Origin of the sequence: Streptomyces sp. NBC_00557, from assembly GCF_036345995.1 — a bacterium.
GTDB lineage: Bacteria > Actinomycetota > Actinomycetes > Streptomycetales > Streptomycetaceae > Streptomyces.
In genome coordinates this window covers 5,851,918-5,865,589 of sequence record NZ_CP107796.1, presented here as the reverse complement: position 1 = coordinate 5,865,589, position 13,672 = coordinate 5,851,918, and the positions used below count along the sequence as shown (strand labels likewise).

The following is a 13,672-nucleotide window of genomic DNA, read 5'->3' as shown; positions in this document are numbered from 1 at the left end:
GTACATGGCGAAGATCAAGCCCAGCAAGGGTGCCCCGTATGCGCGCATCCTCGGTGTCGGCGGCTACCGGCCGACCCGGGTCGTGCCCAACGAGGTGATCCTGGAGCGGATCGACTCCTCCGACGAGTGGATCCGCTCCCGCTCCGGCATCGAGACCCGGCACTGGGCCGGTCCCGAGGAGACCGTGGCCGCGATGTCGATCGAGGCCGGCGGCAAGGCGATCGCCGACGCCGGCATCGCCGCCGAGCAGATCGGCGCCGTGGTCGTCTCGACGGTCTCGCACTTCAACCAGACCCCGGCCGTCGCCACCGAGATCGCCGACAAGCTGGGCACGGACAAGGCCGCCGCCTTCGACATCTCGGCGGGCTGCGCGGGCTTCGGCTACGGCCTGACCCTCGCCAAGGGCATGGTGGTGGAAGGTTCCGCCGAGTACGTGCTCGTCATCGGCGTGGAGCGGCTCAGCGACCTGACCGACCTGGAGGACCGGGCCACCGCCTTCCTGTTCGGCGACGGCGCCGGCGCGGTCGTCGTCGGCCCCTCCCAGGAGCCGGCCATCGGCCCGACCGTGTGGGGCTCCGAGGGCGACAAGGCCGAGACGATCAAGCAGACCGTCCCCTGGGACCGCTTCAGGATCGGCGACGTCTCCCAGCTGCCCCTGGACAGCGAGGGCAACATCAAGTTCCCCGCCATCACGCAGGAGGGCCAGGCGGTGTTCCGCTGGGCCGTGTTCGAGATGGCGAAGGTCGCCCAGCAGGCGCTGGACGCGGCCGGTATCAGCTCGGAAGAGCTGGACGTCTTCATCCCGCACCAGGCCAACGTGCGGATCATCGACTCGATGGTGAAGACCCTCAAACTGCCGGAGCACGTCACGGTCGCCCGTGACATCCGCACCACCGGCAACACCTCGGCCGCCTCGATTCCGCTCGCGATGGAGCGGCTCCTGGCGACCGGGGAGGCGAAGAGCGGCGACACCGCGCTCGTCATCGGATTCGGGGCGGGTCTCGTCTACGCCGCCACGGTCGTTACCCTCCCCTAGGCACTGCGTGCCCGATCATGTGATCGGGCACGGCAGAATTCGCCACAAACCGTCTGGAACATCGAAGAAGGAGCGCCTGACATGGCCGCCACTCAGGAAGAGATCGTCGCCGGTCTCGCCGAGATCGTGAACGAGATCGCCGGGATCCCCGTTGAGGACGTCCAGCTGGACAAGTCCTTCACCGACGACCTGGACGTCGACTCGCTGTCCATGGTCGAGGTCGTCGTCGCCGCCGAGGAGCGCTTCGACGTGAAGATCCCGGACGAGGACGTCAAGAACCTCAAGACCGTCGGCGACGCGACCGACTACATCCTCAAGCACCAGGCCTAAGCACAACCTCTTAGGCCCAGGGCCCAAGGCCCCGCCACCCGGCGGTGGCGCCGTTGATTCCCGCATCCGTTGGAGAAAGAATTCCCGTGAGCCCGACCAATCGCACCGTGGTCGTCACCGGTATCGGCGCAACCACACCGCTGGGTGGCGACGCAGCTTCGTTCTGGGAGGCCCTGGTCGCCGGCAAGTCCGGCGTCAGCCTCCTGGAGCAGGAGTGGGCGGCCGACCTGCCGGTCCGTATCGCCGCGCAGATCGCCGTGGATCCCGGCGAGATCATCCCCCGGCCGCAGGCCCGGAAGCTGGACCGCTCGGCGCAGTTCGCGCTGATCGCCGCTCAGGAGGCCTGGAAGGACGCCGGGTTCGCCGCCAGGGCCGGCGAGGACGCGTCCGTGAACCCCGACCGCCTCGGCGCGGTCATCGCCTCCGGCATCGGCGGCGTGACGACGCTCCTGGACCAGTACGACATCCTCAAGGAGCGGGGCGTCCGCCGCGTCTCCCCGCACACCGTGCCGATGCTGATGCCCAACTCCCCGGCGGCCAACGTCGGCATCGAGCTGGGCGCCCGCGCCGGTGTGCACACCCCCGTCTCGGCCTGCGCCTCGGGCGCGGAGGCCATCGGGTACGCGATCGAGATGATCCGCACCGGGCGTGCGGACGTGGTCGTGGCCGGTGGCACCGAGGCCGCCATCCACCCGCTGCCGATCGCCGCGTTCGGCAACATGATGGCGATGTCCAAGAACAACGACGACCCGCAGGGCGCCTCCCGTCCCTTCGACGCCGGCCGTGACGGCTTCGTGCTCGGCGAGGGCGCCGGCGTGATCGTCCTGGAGTCCGAGGAGCACGCCAAGGCCCGCGGCGCCCGGATCTACGCCGAGGCGGTCGGCCAGGGCATCTCCGCCGACGCCCACCACATCACGCAGCCGGAGCCGTCCGGCAACGGCATCGCGCACGCGCTGCAGAACCTGCTGGACAGCACGGACCTGAAGCCGGCCGAGGTCGTGCACGTGAACGCCCACGCCACGTCGACGCCGCAGGGCGACGTCGCCGAGATCAAGGCGCTGCGCAAGGTGTTCGGCGACGACGTCGACCACATGGCGATCTCCGCGACGAAGTCGATGACCGGTCACCTGCTGGGCGGCGCCGGCGGCATCGAGACCGTCGCGTCGATCCTGGCGCTGGTCAACCGCACGGCTCCGCCGACGATCAACATCGACGACCTCGACCCCGACGTCAACGCGGACGTGGTCCGCGGCGAGGCCCGTCAGCTGCCCGAGGGCCGCATCGCCGCGCTGAACGACTCGTTCGGCTTCGGCGGGCACAACGTGGTGCTGGCGTTCCGGACGATCTGAGAACGCGCGTGAGGGCCCCTGCCGCTCGGCAGGGGCCCTCCGTCATGTCCGGGGCGCTCAGACCACCTGGTGCAGCCAGCGCACCGGCGCGCCCTCCCCGGCGTACCGGAACGGCTCCAGTTCGTCGTCCCACGGCTTGCCCAGCAGCTTGGCGATCTCGGCCTCGAGGTCGGTCTCGCCGCGCTGGGAGCGGGTCAGGGCCGCGCGGAGGCGGTCCTCGGGGATGAGGATGTCGCCGTGGATGCCGGTGACGGCGTGGAAGATGCCGAGGTCGGGGGTGCAGCTGTAGCGCTCGCCCTCGGCCGTCGGGCAGGGCTCGGCGGTGACCTCGAAGCGCAGCAGGTGCCAGCCGCGCAGCGCGGAGGCCAGCTTGGAGGCCGTACCGGCCTCGCCCTGCCAGGAGAACTCCGAGCGCCAGGTCCCGGGGGCGGCGGGCTGCCGGATCCAGTCGAGGCTGACGCGTGTGCCGAGCACCCCGGCGACGGCCCACTCGACGTGCGGGCACAGCGCGCGCGGCGCGGAGTGCACGTACAGAACTCCACGTGTCGTCACCGGAACCTCCGGGCAGAGCGGGACATCTTGCGGACTGGCTGGCGGCAGTGGCGCGACGGCCGCGTTGATGGCGAGGCTACCCTGCGGCGGTGCAAGGAGTGTGACGTACCGTCGGTCCCGGTGCCAGGAAACCTCCGCCATTCACCCAGGGGGACGCTTGTACGGGGTTGCTCCGTTCCCGGGCGCCCGTTCGGGAACCCTCGCACGTTGTCATGGGGGGAAGTACACACGTTCACCCGGAGACACCGGGTCCGGCGACGAGGGGACCAGCAGGATGCGCAAGCCGAGCAGCCGTACGCGAGCCGCTCTCGCCGTCGTGGCGGCCGCGGTGCTGGGCCTCGCCGGATGCGACACCGCGGGCGGGAGTTCGCCCGCGCCGCAGGGCACCCGGGCGCGCGCGGCCGAGCCGGTGTGGAACCGCAGCCCGGACTCGGTCGCCGCGGTCGGCGACTCCATCACCCGCGGCTTCGACGCGTGCACGGTGCTGTCGGACTGCCCCGAGGTGTCCTGGGCGACGGGCAGCGACACCGAGGTGGACAGCCTGGCGGTGCGGCTGCTCGGCCCCGCGGGCGCGGCGCGGCGCAGCTGGAACTACGCGGTGACCGGCGCCCGGATGGCGGACCTGCCCGAGCAGATGTCCCAGGCGGCGGAGCACGGCCCCGGACTGGTGACGGTGATGGTGGGCGCCAACGACGCCTGCCGGTCCTCGGCGCGGGCCATGACCCCGGTGGCCGACTTCCGCGCCGACTTCGAGGAGGCCCTGCACACCCTGCGCGCCGCGTCGCCGAAGACGCAGGTGTACGTGGCGAGCGTGCCGAACCTGAAGCGGCTGTGGTCCGAGGGCCGGACCAGTCCGCTGGGCAAGGAGGTGTGGAAGCTCGGCATCTGCCCGTCGATGCTGTCGGACGCGGACGACCTGACCAGCGCGGCCATGCTGCGCCGGGACCGGGTGCAGCAGCGGGTGGTGGAGTACAACGAGGTGCTGAAGGAGGTCTGCGCCCGGGACCGCCGCTGCCGCTTCGACAACAACGCGGTCTACGACTACCGGTTCGGCACCGGCCAGCTCAGCCGCTGGGACTGGTTCCACCCCAGCAAGGACGGCCAGGCGCGGCTCGCGGCGATCGCGTACCGGACGGTCACCGCCGCGGATCCGGTTGGCTAGGCCACGCATCGCCTACTGTTTCCCACATGAGCGAACTTTTCGGCACGGTTTCCGACGGCACCCCGGTCCACCGCTGGACCCTGGAGCGCGCCGGGACCCGGGTGGAGGTCCTGACGTACGGCGGGATCGTGCGGTCGGTCGAGGTGCCGGACCGGGAGGGCCGGACGGCGGACGTGGTGCTGGGCTTCCCCGGCCTGGACGGCTATCTCGCCCATCCGGAGCCGTTCCTCGGCGCCCTGATCGGCCGGTACGCCAACCGGATCGGGCACGCCCGCTTCCCTCTGGACGGCGCGGTCTACGCCCTGGAGCCGAACGAGGGCGCGAACTGTCTGCACGGTGGCGCGCAGGGCTTCGACAAGCGGGTGTGGGACGCGGAGCCCGTCGAGCACGGGGTGCGGCTGTCCCGGGTGAGTCCGCACGGCGAGCAGGGCTTCCCGGGCCGGCTCGAGGTGTCGGCGACGTACACCCTGGACGGGTCGGGCGCGCTGCACATCGCGTACGAGGCGGTCACGGACGCGCCGACCGTGGTCAACCTGACCAACCACAGCTACTTCAACCTGGCCGGCGCGGGCCACGCGGGCGGGCACGAACTGCGGCTCGCCGCGTCCCGCATCACCCCGGCCGGCGCGGACCTGATCCCGACGGGCGCCCTCCAGGACGTGACCGGCTCCCGGTTCGACTTCCGCACGGCCCGCAAGGTCGGCTCCGGCTACGACCACAACTTCGTGCTGGACAAGGGCGTGACGGCCGCGCCGGAGCAGGTCGCCGAGCTGCACGACCCGGCCTCCGGCCGCACCCTGACCGTGTCGACGACCGAACCGGGCCTCCAGCTCTACACCGCCGACCACCTGGGCGAGCCGTTCGCCCCGGGCGACGGCATCGCGCTGGAGACCCAGCACTTCCCGGACTCCCCGAACCAGCCCCGCTTCCCGAGCACGGTGCTCAGGCCGGGCGAGGTGTTCCGGTCGGAGACGGTGTACGGCTTCGGGGTCCGCTGACGTCCGCCCGCGGCCCGAAAGGGGTACGGGGCTGTGCGGCGGGCCGCCGTACGTCCCCGGCACGAGCCCCGGTCCAGGGGTCAGGTCCCGGACCGGGGCTGCTCGTGGGGGACTTGTCCCGGATCAGACGTTAATCGGCGCGGTGAGCCCGCGGTCCGCGATCGAGCGTCCGGCGGCGATCTCGTACGAACCCTTCACAAACGACCACGCGTTCACCCGCCTCGTCCCTGGTCTCGAAGACGCGGCGCGGCCGGCCCGCTCCCGGGCCCGGAAGTGTCACCGTCGGGCGGTACGGCGGCCACCGGCTCTCAGTCGGCCCGGTGGGTGGGCGCGGCCGGGCCGGCGTCGGTGGCGGCGTCCTCCTCGTCGTCCTCGCCGAGCAGTTCACGGGCGAGCAGGGTCGCGCCCGCGACCGCGCCCGGCATCAGGAACACCGCGACGAACGGGACCAGGAAGGCCAGGCCGAGGGGGGTGCCGAAGCCCCAGACCAGGGTCTTGCGGGAACGGAGCAGGGCGAGGCGGGCGCGCAGTTCGACGCCCCGGCGCTGGAGGGCGACGGAGGTGAGCTCCTCGGTGAGGAAGAACCCGGTGACGAAGAAGCCGATCACGGGGACGACCGTCTGGCCGACCACGGGAAGGAAGCCGAGCGCGAACAGCAGCACGCCCCACACGGCCGCCCGCACCAGGACGCGGAGGCTGTCCCGGGCGGATGTCCACAGCTCGCGCCACAGCGGCAGTTCCGAGCGCGGGGCGGTGCCGTCGGGCGAGACGTCGGCGTCGACCTGCTCCGACAGGTTCTCGTAGAAGGGCTGGCCGACCAGGAGGGTGACGGCGGTGAAGGTCAGCACGGCGAGCAGCAGGCCGAGGGCGAAGAGCACGGCCGTCAGAAAGCCGCGGAACAGGCCCTGCCACGGGCTGGACCAGTCGTCCGCGAACGGCGTCGCCCAGGCGACCGCGTCCTCACCCCACACGGCGAGCGCGACCAGCGCCGCCGCGTACAGGACGAGCGTGATCAGGCCGGGCAGCAGCCCGAAGCCGTAGGAGCGGCCGTGCCGGGCCATCCAGCGCTGGCCCTTCAGCAGATGACCGAATCCCGCCCCGAGATCACGCATGGCGCAGACTCTACCGGCGGGGTTCAGGCTTCGTCCGAGGGGTTCAGGCGTCCAGCATCCGGCGGAGCAGGTCGCGCAGGGAGCGGCGCTCCTCCTCCGACAGGCCGGCGAGGGGCTCGCGGGCGAAGCGCAGGCCCTCGCGCAGGCCGGTGGCGAGGCGGACGCCCTCGTCGGTGGCTGCGGCCAGCTTCACCCGGCGGTCGGCGGGGTCCGGGCGCCGCTCGACCAGGCCCCGGGACTCCAGCCGGTCCACGATCCCGGTGACGTTGGACGGCTCGCACTTGAGCTTCTGCGCCAGCTTCCGCATGGGCAGCGGCTCCAGCGAGAGCAGGCTGAGCAGCCGGGCCTGGGGTCCGGTCAGCGCGTGCTCGCCCGCCGCCTTCTCGTAGTCCGCGTAGAAACGGGCGACGACGTCACCGATCAGTTCGACGACCTCCATGGTGAGGGCGTCGGGGCGGCGGGTCTTCGATGGGGTGGACATGGTCTCCAGGATACCCGGTTACTTGACATCCTGAAATATTCAAGAGCATGGTTGTTTCAGGTTCTGAAGTATTTGCACCATCGAGAAAGGCCCCGTCATGATCAACCGCGAGTGGCATCTGCTCAGCCGTCCCGTGGGCTGGCCGAAGCCCGAGGACTTCGCGCTCGTCGAGACCCCGGTGCCGGCCCCGGGCGAGGGCCAGGTGCTGGTGCGGAACAAGTACCTCTCGGTAGACCCGTACATGCGGGGCCGAATGAGTGCCGCGAAGTCGTACGCCGCGCCGTACGAGCTGGGCAAGGTCATGCAGGGCGGCGCGGTCGGCGAGGTGCTCGAGTCCAACGCCGAGGACATCGCGCCCGGCGACCACGTCCTGCACTTCTTCGGCTGGCGGGAGTACGCGGTCATGGACGGCAAGCACGCCGTCAAGGTCGACCCGGAGGCCGCTCCCCTGTCGACGTACCTCGGCGTCCTCGGCATGACGGGCCTGACGGCCTATGCCGGCCTGCTGCGCACCGCCTCCTTCACGGAGGGGGACATCGTCTTCGTGTCCGGCGCCGCGGGCGCCGTGGGCAGCCAGGTCGGACAGATCGCCAAGCTCAAGGGAGCCTCGCGGGTCATCGGCTCGGCCGGGTCCGACGAGAAGGTGAAGCTGCTGCTGGACGAGTACGGCTTCGACGCCGCGTTCAACTACAAGAACGGGCCGGTGAGCGAGCAGCTGCGGCAGGCCGCGCCGGACGGCATCGACGTGTACTTCGACAACGTCGGCGGGGACCACCTGGAGGCGGCCGTCGGCTCCCTGCGCGAGCGCGGCCGGATCGCGGTCTGCGGCATGATCTCGGTCTACAACGACACCGAGCCCGCGCCGGGCCCGAGGAACCTCGCCCGCCTCATCCAGACCCGGGGCCGCATCGAGGGCTTCCTGGTCGGCGACCACTACGACCTGCAGCCGCAGTTCGTGCGGGAGGTCGGGCCGTGGGTCGCCTCGGGGCGGCTGAAGTACCGGGAGACGGTCGTCGAGGGCATCGAGAACAACCTGGAGGCGTTCCTCGGCGTCCTGCGCGGCGACAACACCGGGAAGATGATCGTCAAGCTCTGAGGGCGGGCCGGGCCGGGCTTGGCCGACCTTTCCGGCCTGCGGTGACTTCTTTCCGAAATCCGTCGTCGATCGTGGGCGCGAGTCGCGGCGGACCGAGGAGAGAAGACAACCGCATGCCCCTCACGCAGTCCGACGTCCTGTACACCGCCGTCGCCACCGCCGAGAACGGCCGGGACGGCCGGGTCGCCACGGACGACGGCCGGCTCGACGTCGTCGTCAACCCGCCGAAGGAGATGGGCGGCAGCGGCGCCGGGACCAACCCGGAGCAGCTGTTCGCCGCGGGATACTCCGCCTGCTTCCAGGGCGCGCTGGGCGTCGTCGCCCGGCAGGAGGGGGCCGACGTCTCCGGGGCGACCGTCACCGCGAAGGTCGGGATCGGCAAGAACGGCGACGGGTTCGGGATCATCGTGGAGATCTCGGCGAGCATTCCGGACGTCGACGCGGCCAAGGCCCGGGAACTGGTCCAGAAGGCACACCAGGTGTGCCCCTACTCGAAGGCGACACGCGGGAACATCAGCGTGACGCTGGTCTGACGGCCGTCGTTGCGCACTGCGGAGACCGCACCCTTGGACGTGGGGTGCGGTCTTCTTTCCGGCGGGGCGCTCCTCAGCCGGCCAGTGCCGCCTGGTGCACCGCCCGCACGAAGCGTTCGTTCTCCGGGGCCGCGCCCCCCGGAAACGCCATCCGCCTGCGCGTGTAGCCGTAGGCGAGGCCGCTGCGGGGGTCCGCGAAGGCCTGGGAGCCGCCCGCGCCGCTGTGGCCGAAGGCGCCGGCGCCCAGGACCGGGTGCCACACGTCGGCGGTGGCCTGGAAGCCGAGGCCGTACGACTTGTGGGCGCGGGCCACCAGGTCGTAGCCGGTGGAGTGGATCTGGCCCACCTCGGCGACGGTGTCGGGCTTGAGCAGCGGCGGGCGGTCGTCCAGTTCGCTGATCGCCGCCGCGTACATCGTCGCGAGCCCCCGCGCGGAGGCGACGCCGCCCGCCGACGCCGGCCCCTTGGCGCGTACGAGACGGGAGTTGGCGTACTCCTCCAGCGTGAGCGGCTGCGGCGCGTGCGCGTTGAAGGCGATCGAGGCCAGCGTGTGCGGGCCGGCCGGCTCGGCGTCCAGCAGGGCCTGCTGCTCGGGGGTGGGGGCCATCGGCCGGACCGGGCGGAAGCGGCGCTCCTGGGACTCGGGCAGCCCCAGGAAGAAGTCCATGCCGTACGGCGCGCGCACCCGCTCCTCGTACACCTCCTGCAGCGTGTGCCCCGTGGCCCGGCGGACCACCTCTCCGGTGAGGGCGCCGATCACGAGCGCGTGGTAGCCGAAGGCCGTCCCCGGGCGCCAGAACGGCTTCTGGTCGGCGAGCCGTTCGGCCATCGCCCGGTCGTCGGCCAGTTCCTCGGCGGAGAACCCGGCGTCGATCCCGACCAGGCCCGCCCGGTGCGTCACCAGCTCCCGCAGGGTCACCGCGCCCTTGCCCTCGGCGCCGAACTCGGGCCAGTAGTAGGTCACTTTGCGGTCCAGCTCCAGCGTGCCGTCCTGCACCAGGAGGGCCACCACCAGATGCGCGGCGCCCTTCGTGGACGAGAACACGCCGTACAGCGAGTCCGCCTCGCCGCCCGCCCACAGGTCGACGACCCGCCGACCGTGCACATACGCGCACAACTGGCCCTCGTAGTCGTCGCGTTCGGCGGCGACGAAGGCGGCGAACTCCTCGCGCACCGCCTCGAAGCCCTCGGCGACCGTGCCGTGGACGGTGATCTGCTGCGTCATCCGCTCTCCTCAACTGAGCCGCTGCTCGCTGCTCCCCCCGCATAACGCCCGTTCCCGCTGCGGACGTTCCCGAGACCGGTACGGCGCGATGTGCCCGTTCGACTCAACCGCCCGGAGCTCCGGGGGGTGTCATCACTGCCCCGGATGGCGGATGGCGAGGGGGGGCGCACCGGCGCGCGGCGGGACCGGGCCCCCTCCGCCGAACCGGGTGCGGCTCAGGTGCACCACCACAGGAAACGGGTGCAGGTCTTGCTCGGCGCGGGCGTCGGGGCCGGGCGGGACGCCGTGGGGGCGCTGGACGGGGTGGCGGCCGGAGCGGACGTCGCGGGGGGCGCCGGGGCCGCGGACGTGGCGCCGGAGCCCGTCCCGGCGGTCTGCCGCGGCGAGCCGGTGTCCTTGGCGCCGGGCGTCTTGGAGGCCTTGTCCTTGGGGGACTTGGAGGCGGACGCGGAGGCGGAGGCGCTCGGGGAGGCGGAGCCGGCCGCGCCCGGGGTGGTGCCGGAGGCATCCGCGGCCGGGCCGGCCGTGGCGCCGGGGGACGCGGAGGACGTGCCGCCGTCGGCTGCGGCGCCCTCGGCGCCGTCGGACTGCCCGCTGGAGAAGGGCGAGAAGGGCGCGTCCGTGCCGAGTTCGGCGAGGCCGAGGCTGCCCGCGGCCAGCACGAACCCCGCGGTGATCAGCACGGCACGGCGGCGCCGGCGCCGGTGTGCGGCGGCCTTGCGGTCGCGGCGGCTGGAGTCGGCGTCGGCCGGGCTCACCGTGGCGGCGCCGCGCGCCCGGCGCCGGGCGGCCCGGCCACCGGGCTCGGAGTCCGGGCCGGCGGCGGGATCGGACTCCGGTTCCGGGTCGCTGTCCGGCTCCGGTTCCCGCTCGGCATACGGGCCGGGGCCGGACTCGGGGTTCGGCTCGGCATAGGCGTCCGGGCCGGGTTCGGCAGCGTGTCCGAGGCGGCTCGCGGGTCCGGAGCCGCTCGCGGGCCCGGGGCCGGCGTGGCCCTCGGGGCCGGCGTAAGCCCCGGCTGAGACGTGCCCGCCGGCGGAGGCATGGGCCCCGGAAGGGGCGGAGGGCGCGGCAGGGGCGGGGGCGGCGTACCACTCCTGAGGCGAGCCCTGGCGCTGCGCCGGGACGTGCGCGTCGTACGGGCCGTACCCCTGCGGAGGGGCGCCGTGCGCGGCCTCGGGCGGACGGCCGTCGTAGCCCGGTGTGCCACCCGTGCCCGCGCGCGCGTGCGCGGCCGCCGCTTCCGCGGCGGCGCGCACGGGAGTTCCGCACCCGGGGCAGGCCAGGGCGCCGTTCAGGTGCCGTTGGCACGGGTGGCAGTAGTCCATGACGCCGGAAGACTAGATTCCCGATCGGTCCGGTTCCTAGGCGCCATTGTGAAGGTTTGGTGGAGTAGCGAAACAATTCTCGAAAGGCTTGCCGAAACCGTTACCTGTTCGACCCATTGACACCCCTACCGCACCGTCCTTACTGTCACGCCAGCATTTCGAACGTGTGACGAAATCTCGAACGACCGAGGGGCAACTGCCGTGCGCATCACCGGAATCAGCACGCACGTGGTCGGCACGCCATGGCGCAACCTGACCTACGTCCAGGTGCACACCGACGAGGGGATCACGGGAGTCGGCGAGACCCGGATGCTCGGTCACACCGACGCGCTGATCGGCTATCTGCGCGAGGCCGAGGCCAATCACATTCTCGGTTCCGATCCGTTCGCGGTCGAGGACCTGGTCCGCCGGATGAAGTACGGCGACTACGGCCGCGCGGGCGAGATCGTGATGTCCGGCATCGCCGTCGTCGAGATGGCCTGCTGGGACATCAAGGGCAAGGCGCTGGGCGTGCCGGTGTGGCAGCTGCTCGGCGGCAAGGTGACCGACAAGGTCAAGGCGTACGCCAACGGGTGGTACACGACCGAGCGAACGCCGGAGGCGTACCACAAGGCCGCCCAGGGGGTGATGGAGCGCGGGTACCGGGCGCTGAAGATCGACCCGTTCGGCACCGGGCACTTCGAGCTGGACCACCAGGAGACCCTGTACGCCGTCTCGCTCATCGAGGCCGTGCGGGACGCGATCGGCCCGGACGCCGAGCTGATGCTGGAGATGCACGGCCGCTTCTCCCCCGCCACGGCCGTCCGGCTGGCCAGGGAGATGGCCCCCTTCAAGCCGGCCTGGCTCGAGGAGCCGGTGCCGCCGGAGAACCTCAAGGCGCTGCAGAAGGTGGCCGACAAGGTGGACATCCCGGTCGCCACCGGTGAGCGGATCCACGACCGGATCGAGTTCCGCGAGCTGTTCGACAGCCAGGCGGCGGACATCATCCAGCCGGACGTCGGCCACCTCGGCGGCATCTGGGAGACCCGCAAGCTCGCCGCCACCGCCGAGACCCACTACATGCTCGTCGCGCCGCACAACGTGGGCGGTTCGGTGCTCACCGCCGCATCCCTCCAGGTCGGCTTCACCACGCCGAACTTCAAGATCCTGGAGCACTTCAACGACTTCGCGGACGCGGAGATCAAGAAGGTGGTCAGGGGCGCGCCCCAGGTGAACCCGGAGGACGGCTGCTTCCACCTGTCCGACGCGCCCGGCCTCGGGGTCGAGCTGGACGTCGACGCGGCGGCCGAGTTCCCGCAGCAGCGGGCCCACTTCGACCTGTGGGCCGAGGGCTGGGAGAAGCGCAGTCCGAAGGACGGCCGATGAGTTCCCAGGTCGTCGTCCGGGCGCCCGGCGAGCACCGGGTCGAGCCGCACACGCCCCGCGAGCCCGGGCCGGGCGAGGCCCTGGTGGCCGTGCACGCCGTCGGCATCTGCGGCAGCGACCGCGAGGTGTACCAGGGCAACCGGCCCGAGGGGTACGTCCGTTACCCGCTGACGCCCGGTCACGAGTGGTCGGGGACGGTGTCGCGGGTGGGCGCCGGGGTGCCGGAGGGACTCGTCGGCCGCAAGGTGGTCGGCGAGGGCTTCCGCAACTGCCAGGTGTGCGACCGCTGCCACGCGGGCGAGACCACGCTGTGCACGGCCGGGTACGAGGAGACCGGGTTCACCCAGCCCGGCGCCATGGCCGCCACGCTCACCCTGCCGGCCCGGCTGCTGCACGTCCTGCCGGACGACGCCGACCTCACCGCCGCCGCCCTGCTGGAGCCGGCCGCCTGCGTCGCCGCGGCGGCCCTGAAGGCGAACGCCCTGCCGGGCGAACGGGTCGCGGTGGTCGGCACCGGGACGCTCGGGATGCTCGCCGTGCAGTTCCTGCGGGCGGTCTCGCCGGCGGAGCTGCTGGTGGTGGGCACCGGAGACGCCCGGGAGGCGCTGTCCCGGCGGTTCGGGGCGAGCGGCTTCCGGCTCAAGGACGACGAACTCCCCGACGACTTCGACGTCGTGATCGAGACCGCCGGGTCCGCGTCGGCCGCGCGCACCGCCGCCTCGCTGCTGCGGCGCGGCGGGCGCCTGGTCCTGACCGGGATCCCGGCGCCGGGCGCGGACGGGCTCGACCCGACGGACCTCGTCGTACGGCAGCTGGAGGTGCACACCGTCTTCGGGGCGCCGCCGGGCGCCTGGGCGCACACCGTGCGGGTCTTCGGCGCCGGGCTGCTCGACCCGCTGCCGCTGGTCACGCACGAGCTGCCGCTGACCGAGTTCCCGCAGGCCATCGAGTTGGCCGGGGCCGGCGATCCGAAGGTGGGCAAGGTGCTGCTCCGCCCCTGAAGGCGTACGCCGGCCAGGGCGTGACCTGACGGCGCCCTGACCGGCGTACCACCAAGGCGGCAGCGCCTTTTTCACACCCAGAGCCGCGAACCTCGTCCGAAATA

At 72.3% G+C, this 13,672-nt stretch carries 14 protein-coding genes; 9 read left to right on the top strand and 5 right to left on the bottom strand.

Going from position 1 to position 13,672, the window contains the following annotated elements; all coding sequences use genetic code 11:
• Positions 1 to 4: 4 nt before the first annotated feature.
• The 3 genes from OG956_RS25610 to fabF all read left to right on the top strand — a co-directional run bounded on the left by OG956_RS25610 (position 5) and on the right by fabF (position 2,715).
• Complete coding sequence (locus tag OG956_RS25610; RefSeq protein WP_330340338.1) at positions 5 to 1,036, top strand: ketoacyl-ACP synthase III; 1,032 nt, start codon at positions 5 to 7, stop codon at positions 1,034 to 1,036.
• A gap of 81 nt (positions 1,037 to 1,117) precedes the next feature.
• Entirely contained in the window at positions 1,118 to 1,366 is a 249-nt protein-coding gene (locus OG956_RS25605; RefSeq protein WP_030341284.1) for an acyl carrier protein, read from the top strand.
• Between the two features lie 86 nt (positions 1,367 to 1,452).
• A complete protein-coding gene (gene fabF / locus OG956_RS25600) occupies positions 1,453 to 2,715 on the top strand; it encodes a beta-ketoacyl-ACP synthase II (RefSeq protein ID WP_330340337.1) in 1,263 nt (420 codons plus the stop codon).
• Positions 2,716 to 2,772: 57 nt separating this feature from the next.
• On the opposite strand, the gene OG956_RS25595 is transcribed toward fabF, so the two are convergent.
• Positions 2,773 to 3,267 carry a DUF3145 domain-containing protein gene (locus OG956_RS25595; RefSeq protein WP_330340336.1) on the bottom strand — a complete coding sequence of 165 codons (495 nt, stop codon included), beginning with the start codon at positions 3,265 to 3,267 and terminating at the stop codon, positions 2,773 to 2,775.
• A 274-nt stretch (positions 3,268 to 3,541) separates the two neighbouring features.
• Here OG956_RS25595 and OG956_RS25590 point away from each other — a divergent pair, with 274 nt between their 5' ends.
• The gene (locus tag OG956_RS25590) at positions 3,542 to 4,429 is read left to right on the top strand and encodes an SGNH/GDSL hydrolase family protein (RefSeq protein WP_330340335.1); all 888 of its coding nucleotides are present in this window, start codon (positions 3,542 to 3,544) and stop codon (positions 4,427 to 4,429) included.
• A 26-nt stretch (positions 4,430 to 4,455) separates the two neighbouring features.
• On the top strand, positions 4,456 to 5,427 hold the full coding sequence (locus OG956_RS25585) for an aldose epimerase family protein (RefSeq protein WP_330340334.1): 972 nt from the start codon (positions 4,456 to 4,458) through the stop codon (positions 5,425 to 5,427).
• 308 nt (positions 5,428 to 5,735) lie between these two features.
• Here the strand turns inward: OG956_RS25585 and OG956_RS25580 are convergent, their stop codons facing one another.
• On the bottom strand, positions 5,736 to 6,539 hold the full coding sequence (locus OG956_RS25580; RefSeq protein WP_330340333.1) for an EI24 domain-containing protein: 804 nt from the start codon (positions 6,537 to 6,539) through the stop codon (positions 5,736 to 5,738).
• Between the two features lie 43 nt (positions 6,540 to 6,582).
• Entirely contained in the window at positions 6,583 to 7,020 is a 438-nt protein-coding gene (locus OG956_RS25575) for a MarR family winged helix-turn-helix transcriptional regulator (protein ID WP_330340332.1), read from the bottom strand.
• A 97-nt stretch (positions 7,021 to 7,117) separates the two neighbouring features.
• On the opposite strand from OG956_RS25575, the gene OG956_RS25570 reads away from it, so the two are divergent.
• Positions 7,118 to 8,116, top strand: coding sequence for an NADP-dependent oxidoreductase (locus OG956_RS25570; RefSeq protein WP_330340331.1), 999 nt, complete (start codon positions 7,118 to 7,120; stop codon positions 8,114 to 8,116).
• A 113-nt stretch (positions 8,117 to 8,229) separates the two neighbouring features.
• A complete protein-coding gene (locus OG956_RS25565; RefSeq protein WP_330340330.1) occupies positions 8,230 to 8,649 on the top strand; it encodes an organic hydroperoxide resistance protein in 420 nt (139 codons plus the stop codon).
• Positions 8,650 to 8,722: 73 nt separating this feature from the next.
• Here OG956_RS25565 and OG956_RS25560 read toward each other — a convergent pair whose 3' ends face one another.
• Positions 8,723 to 9,874 carry a serine hydrolase domain-containing protein gene (locus OG956_RS25560; protein ID WP_330340329.1) on the bottom strand — a complete coding sequence of 384 codons (1,152 nt, stop codon included), beginning with the start codon at positions 9,872 to 9,874 and terminating at the stop codon, positions 8,723 to 8,725.
• A gap of 215 nt (positions 9,875 to 10,089) precedes the next feature.
• Positions 10,090 to 11,202 (bottom strand): SCO2400 family protein, encoded by a 1,113-nt coding sequence (locus OG956_RS25555; protein WP_443065606.1) that lies wholly within the window; start codon positions 11,200 to 11,202, stop codon positions 10,090 to 10,092.
• Between the two features lie 201 nt (positions 11,203 to 11,403).
• Here OG956_RS25555 and OG956_RS25550 point away from each other — a divergent pair, with 201 nt between their 5' ends.
• Positions 11,404 to 12,567, top strand: a complete 1,164-nt coding sequence (locus OG956_RS25550; protein WP_330340327.1) for a mandelate racemase/muconate lactonizing enzyme family protein — start codon at positions 11,404 to 11,406, stop codon at positions 12,565 to 12,567.
• Entirely contained in the window at positions 12,564 to 13,568 is a 1,005-nt protein-coding gene (locus tag OG956_RS25545; RefSeq protein ID WP_330340326.1) for a zinc-dependent alcohol dehydrogenase, read from the top strand. The genes OG956_RS25550 and OG956_RS25545 overlap by 4 nt, the downstream gene beginning before the upstream one ends.
• The last annotated feature ends 104 nt before the right edge of the window (positions 13,569 to 13,672 follow it).

What these genes read in the sequence shown, in the direction of transcription:
- OG956_RS25610 (WP_330340338.1), top strand. Translation starts at nt 5, where the DNA reads ATGGCGAAGATCAAGCCCAGCAAGGGTGCCCCGTATGCGCGCATCCTC.
- OG956_RS25605 (WP_030341284.1), top strand. Translation starts at nt 1,118, where the DNA reads ATGGCCGCCACTCAGGAAGAGATCGTCGCCGGTCTCGCCGAGATCGTG.
- OG956_RS25590 (WP_330340335.1), top strand. Translation starts at nt 3,542, where the DNA reads ATGCGCAAGCCGAGCAGCCGTACGCGAGCCGCTCTCGCCGTCGTGGCG.
- OG956_RS25585 (WP_330340334.1), top strand. Translation starts at nt 4,456, where the DNA reads ATGAGCGAACTTTTCGGCACGGTTTCCGACGGCACCCCGGTCCACCGC.
- OG956_RS25580 (WP_330340333.1), bottom strand. Translation starts at nt 6,539, where the DNA reads ATGCGTGATCTCGGGGCGGGATTCGGTCATCTGCTGAAGGGCCAGCGC.
- OG956_RS25575 (WP_330340332.1), bottom strand. Translation starts at nt 7,020, where the DNA reads ATGTCCACCCCATCGAAGACCCGCCGCCCCGACGCCCTCACCATGGAG.
- OG956_RS25570 (WP_330340331.1), top strand. Translation starts at nt 7,118, where the DNA reads ATGATCAACCGCGAGTGGCATCTGCTCAGCCGTCCCGTGGGCTGGCCG.
- OG956_RS25565 (WP_330340330.1), top strand. Translation starts at nt 8,230, where the DNA reads ATGCCCCTCACGCAGTCCGACGTCCTGTACACCGCCGTCGCCACCGCC.
- OG956_RS25560 (WP_330340329.1), bottom strand. Translation starts at nt 9,874, where the DNA reads ATGACGCAGCAGATCACCGTCCACGGCACGGTCGCCGAGGGCTTCGAG.
- OG956_RS25555 (WP_443065606.1), bottom strand. Translation starts at nt 11,202, where the DNA reads ATGGACTACTGCCACCCGTGCCAACGGCACCTGAACGGCGCCCTGGCC.
- OG956_RS25545 (WP_330340326.1), top strand. Translation starts at nt 12,564, where the DNA reads ATGAGTTCCCAGGTCGTCGTCCGGGCGCCCGGCGAGCACCGGGTCGAG.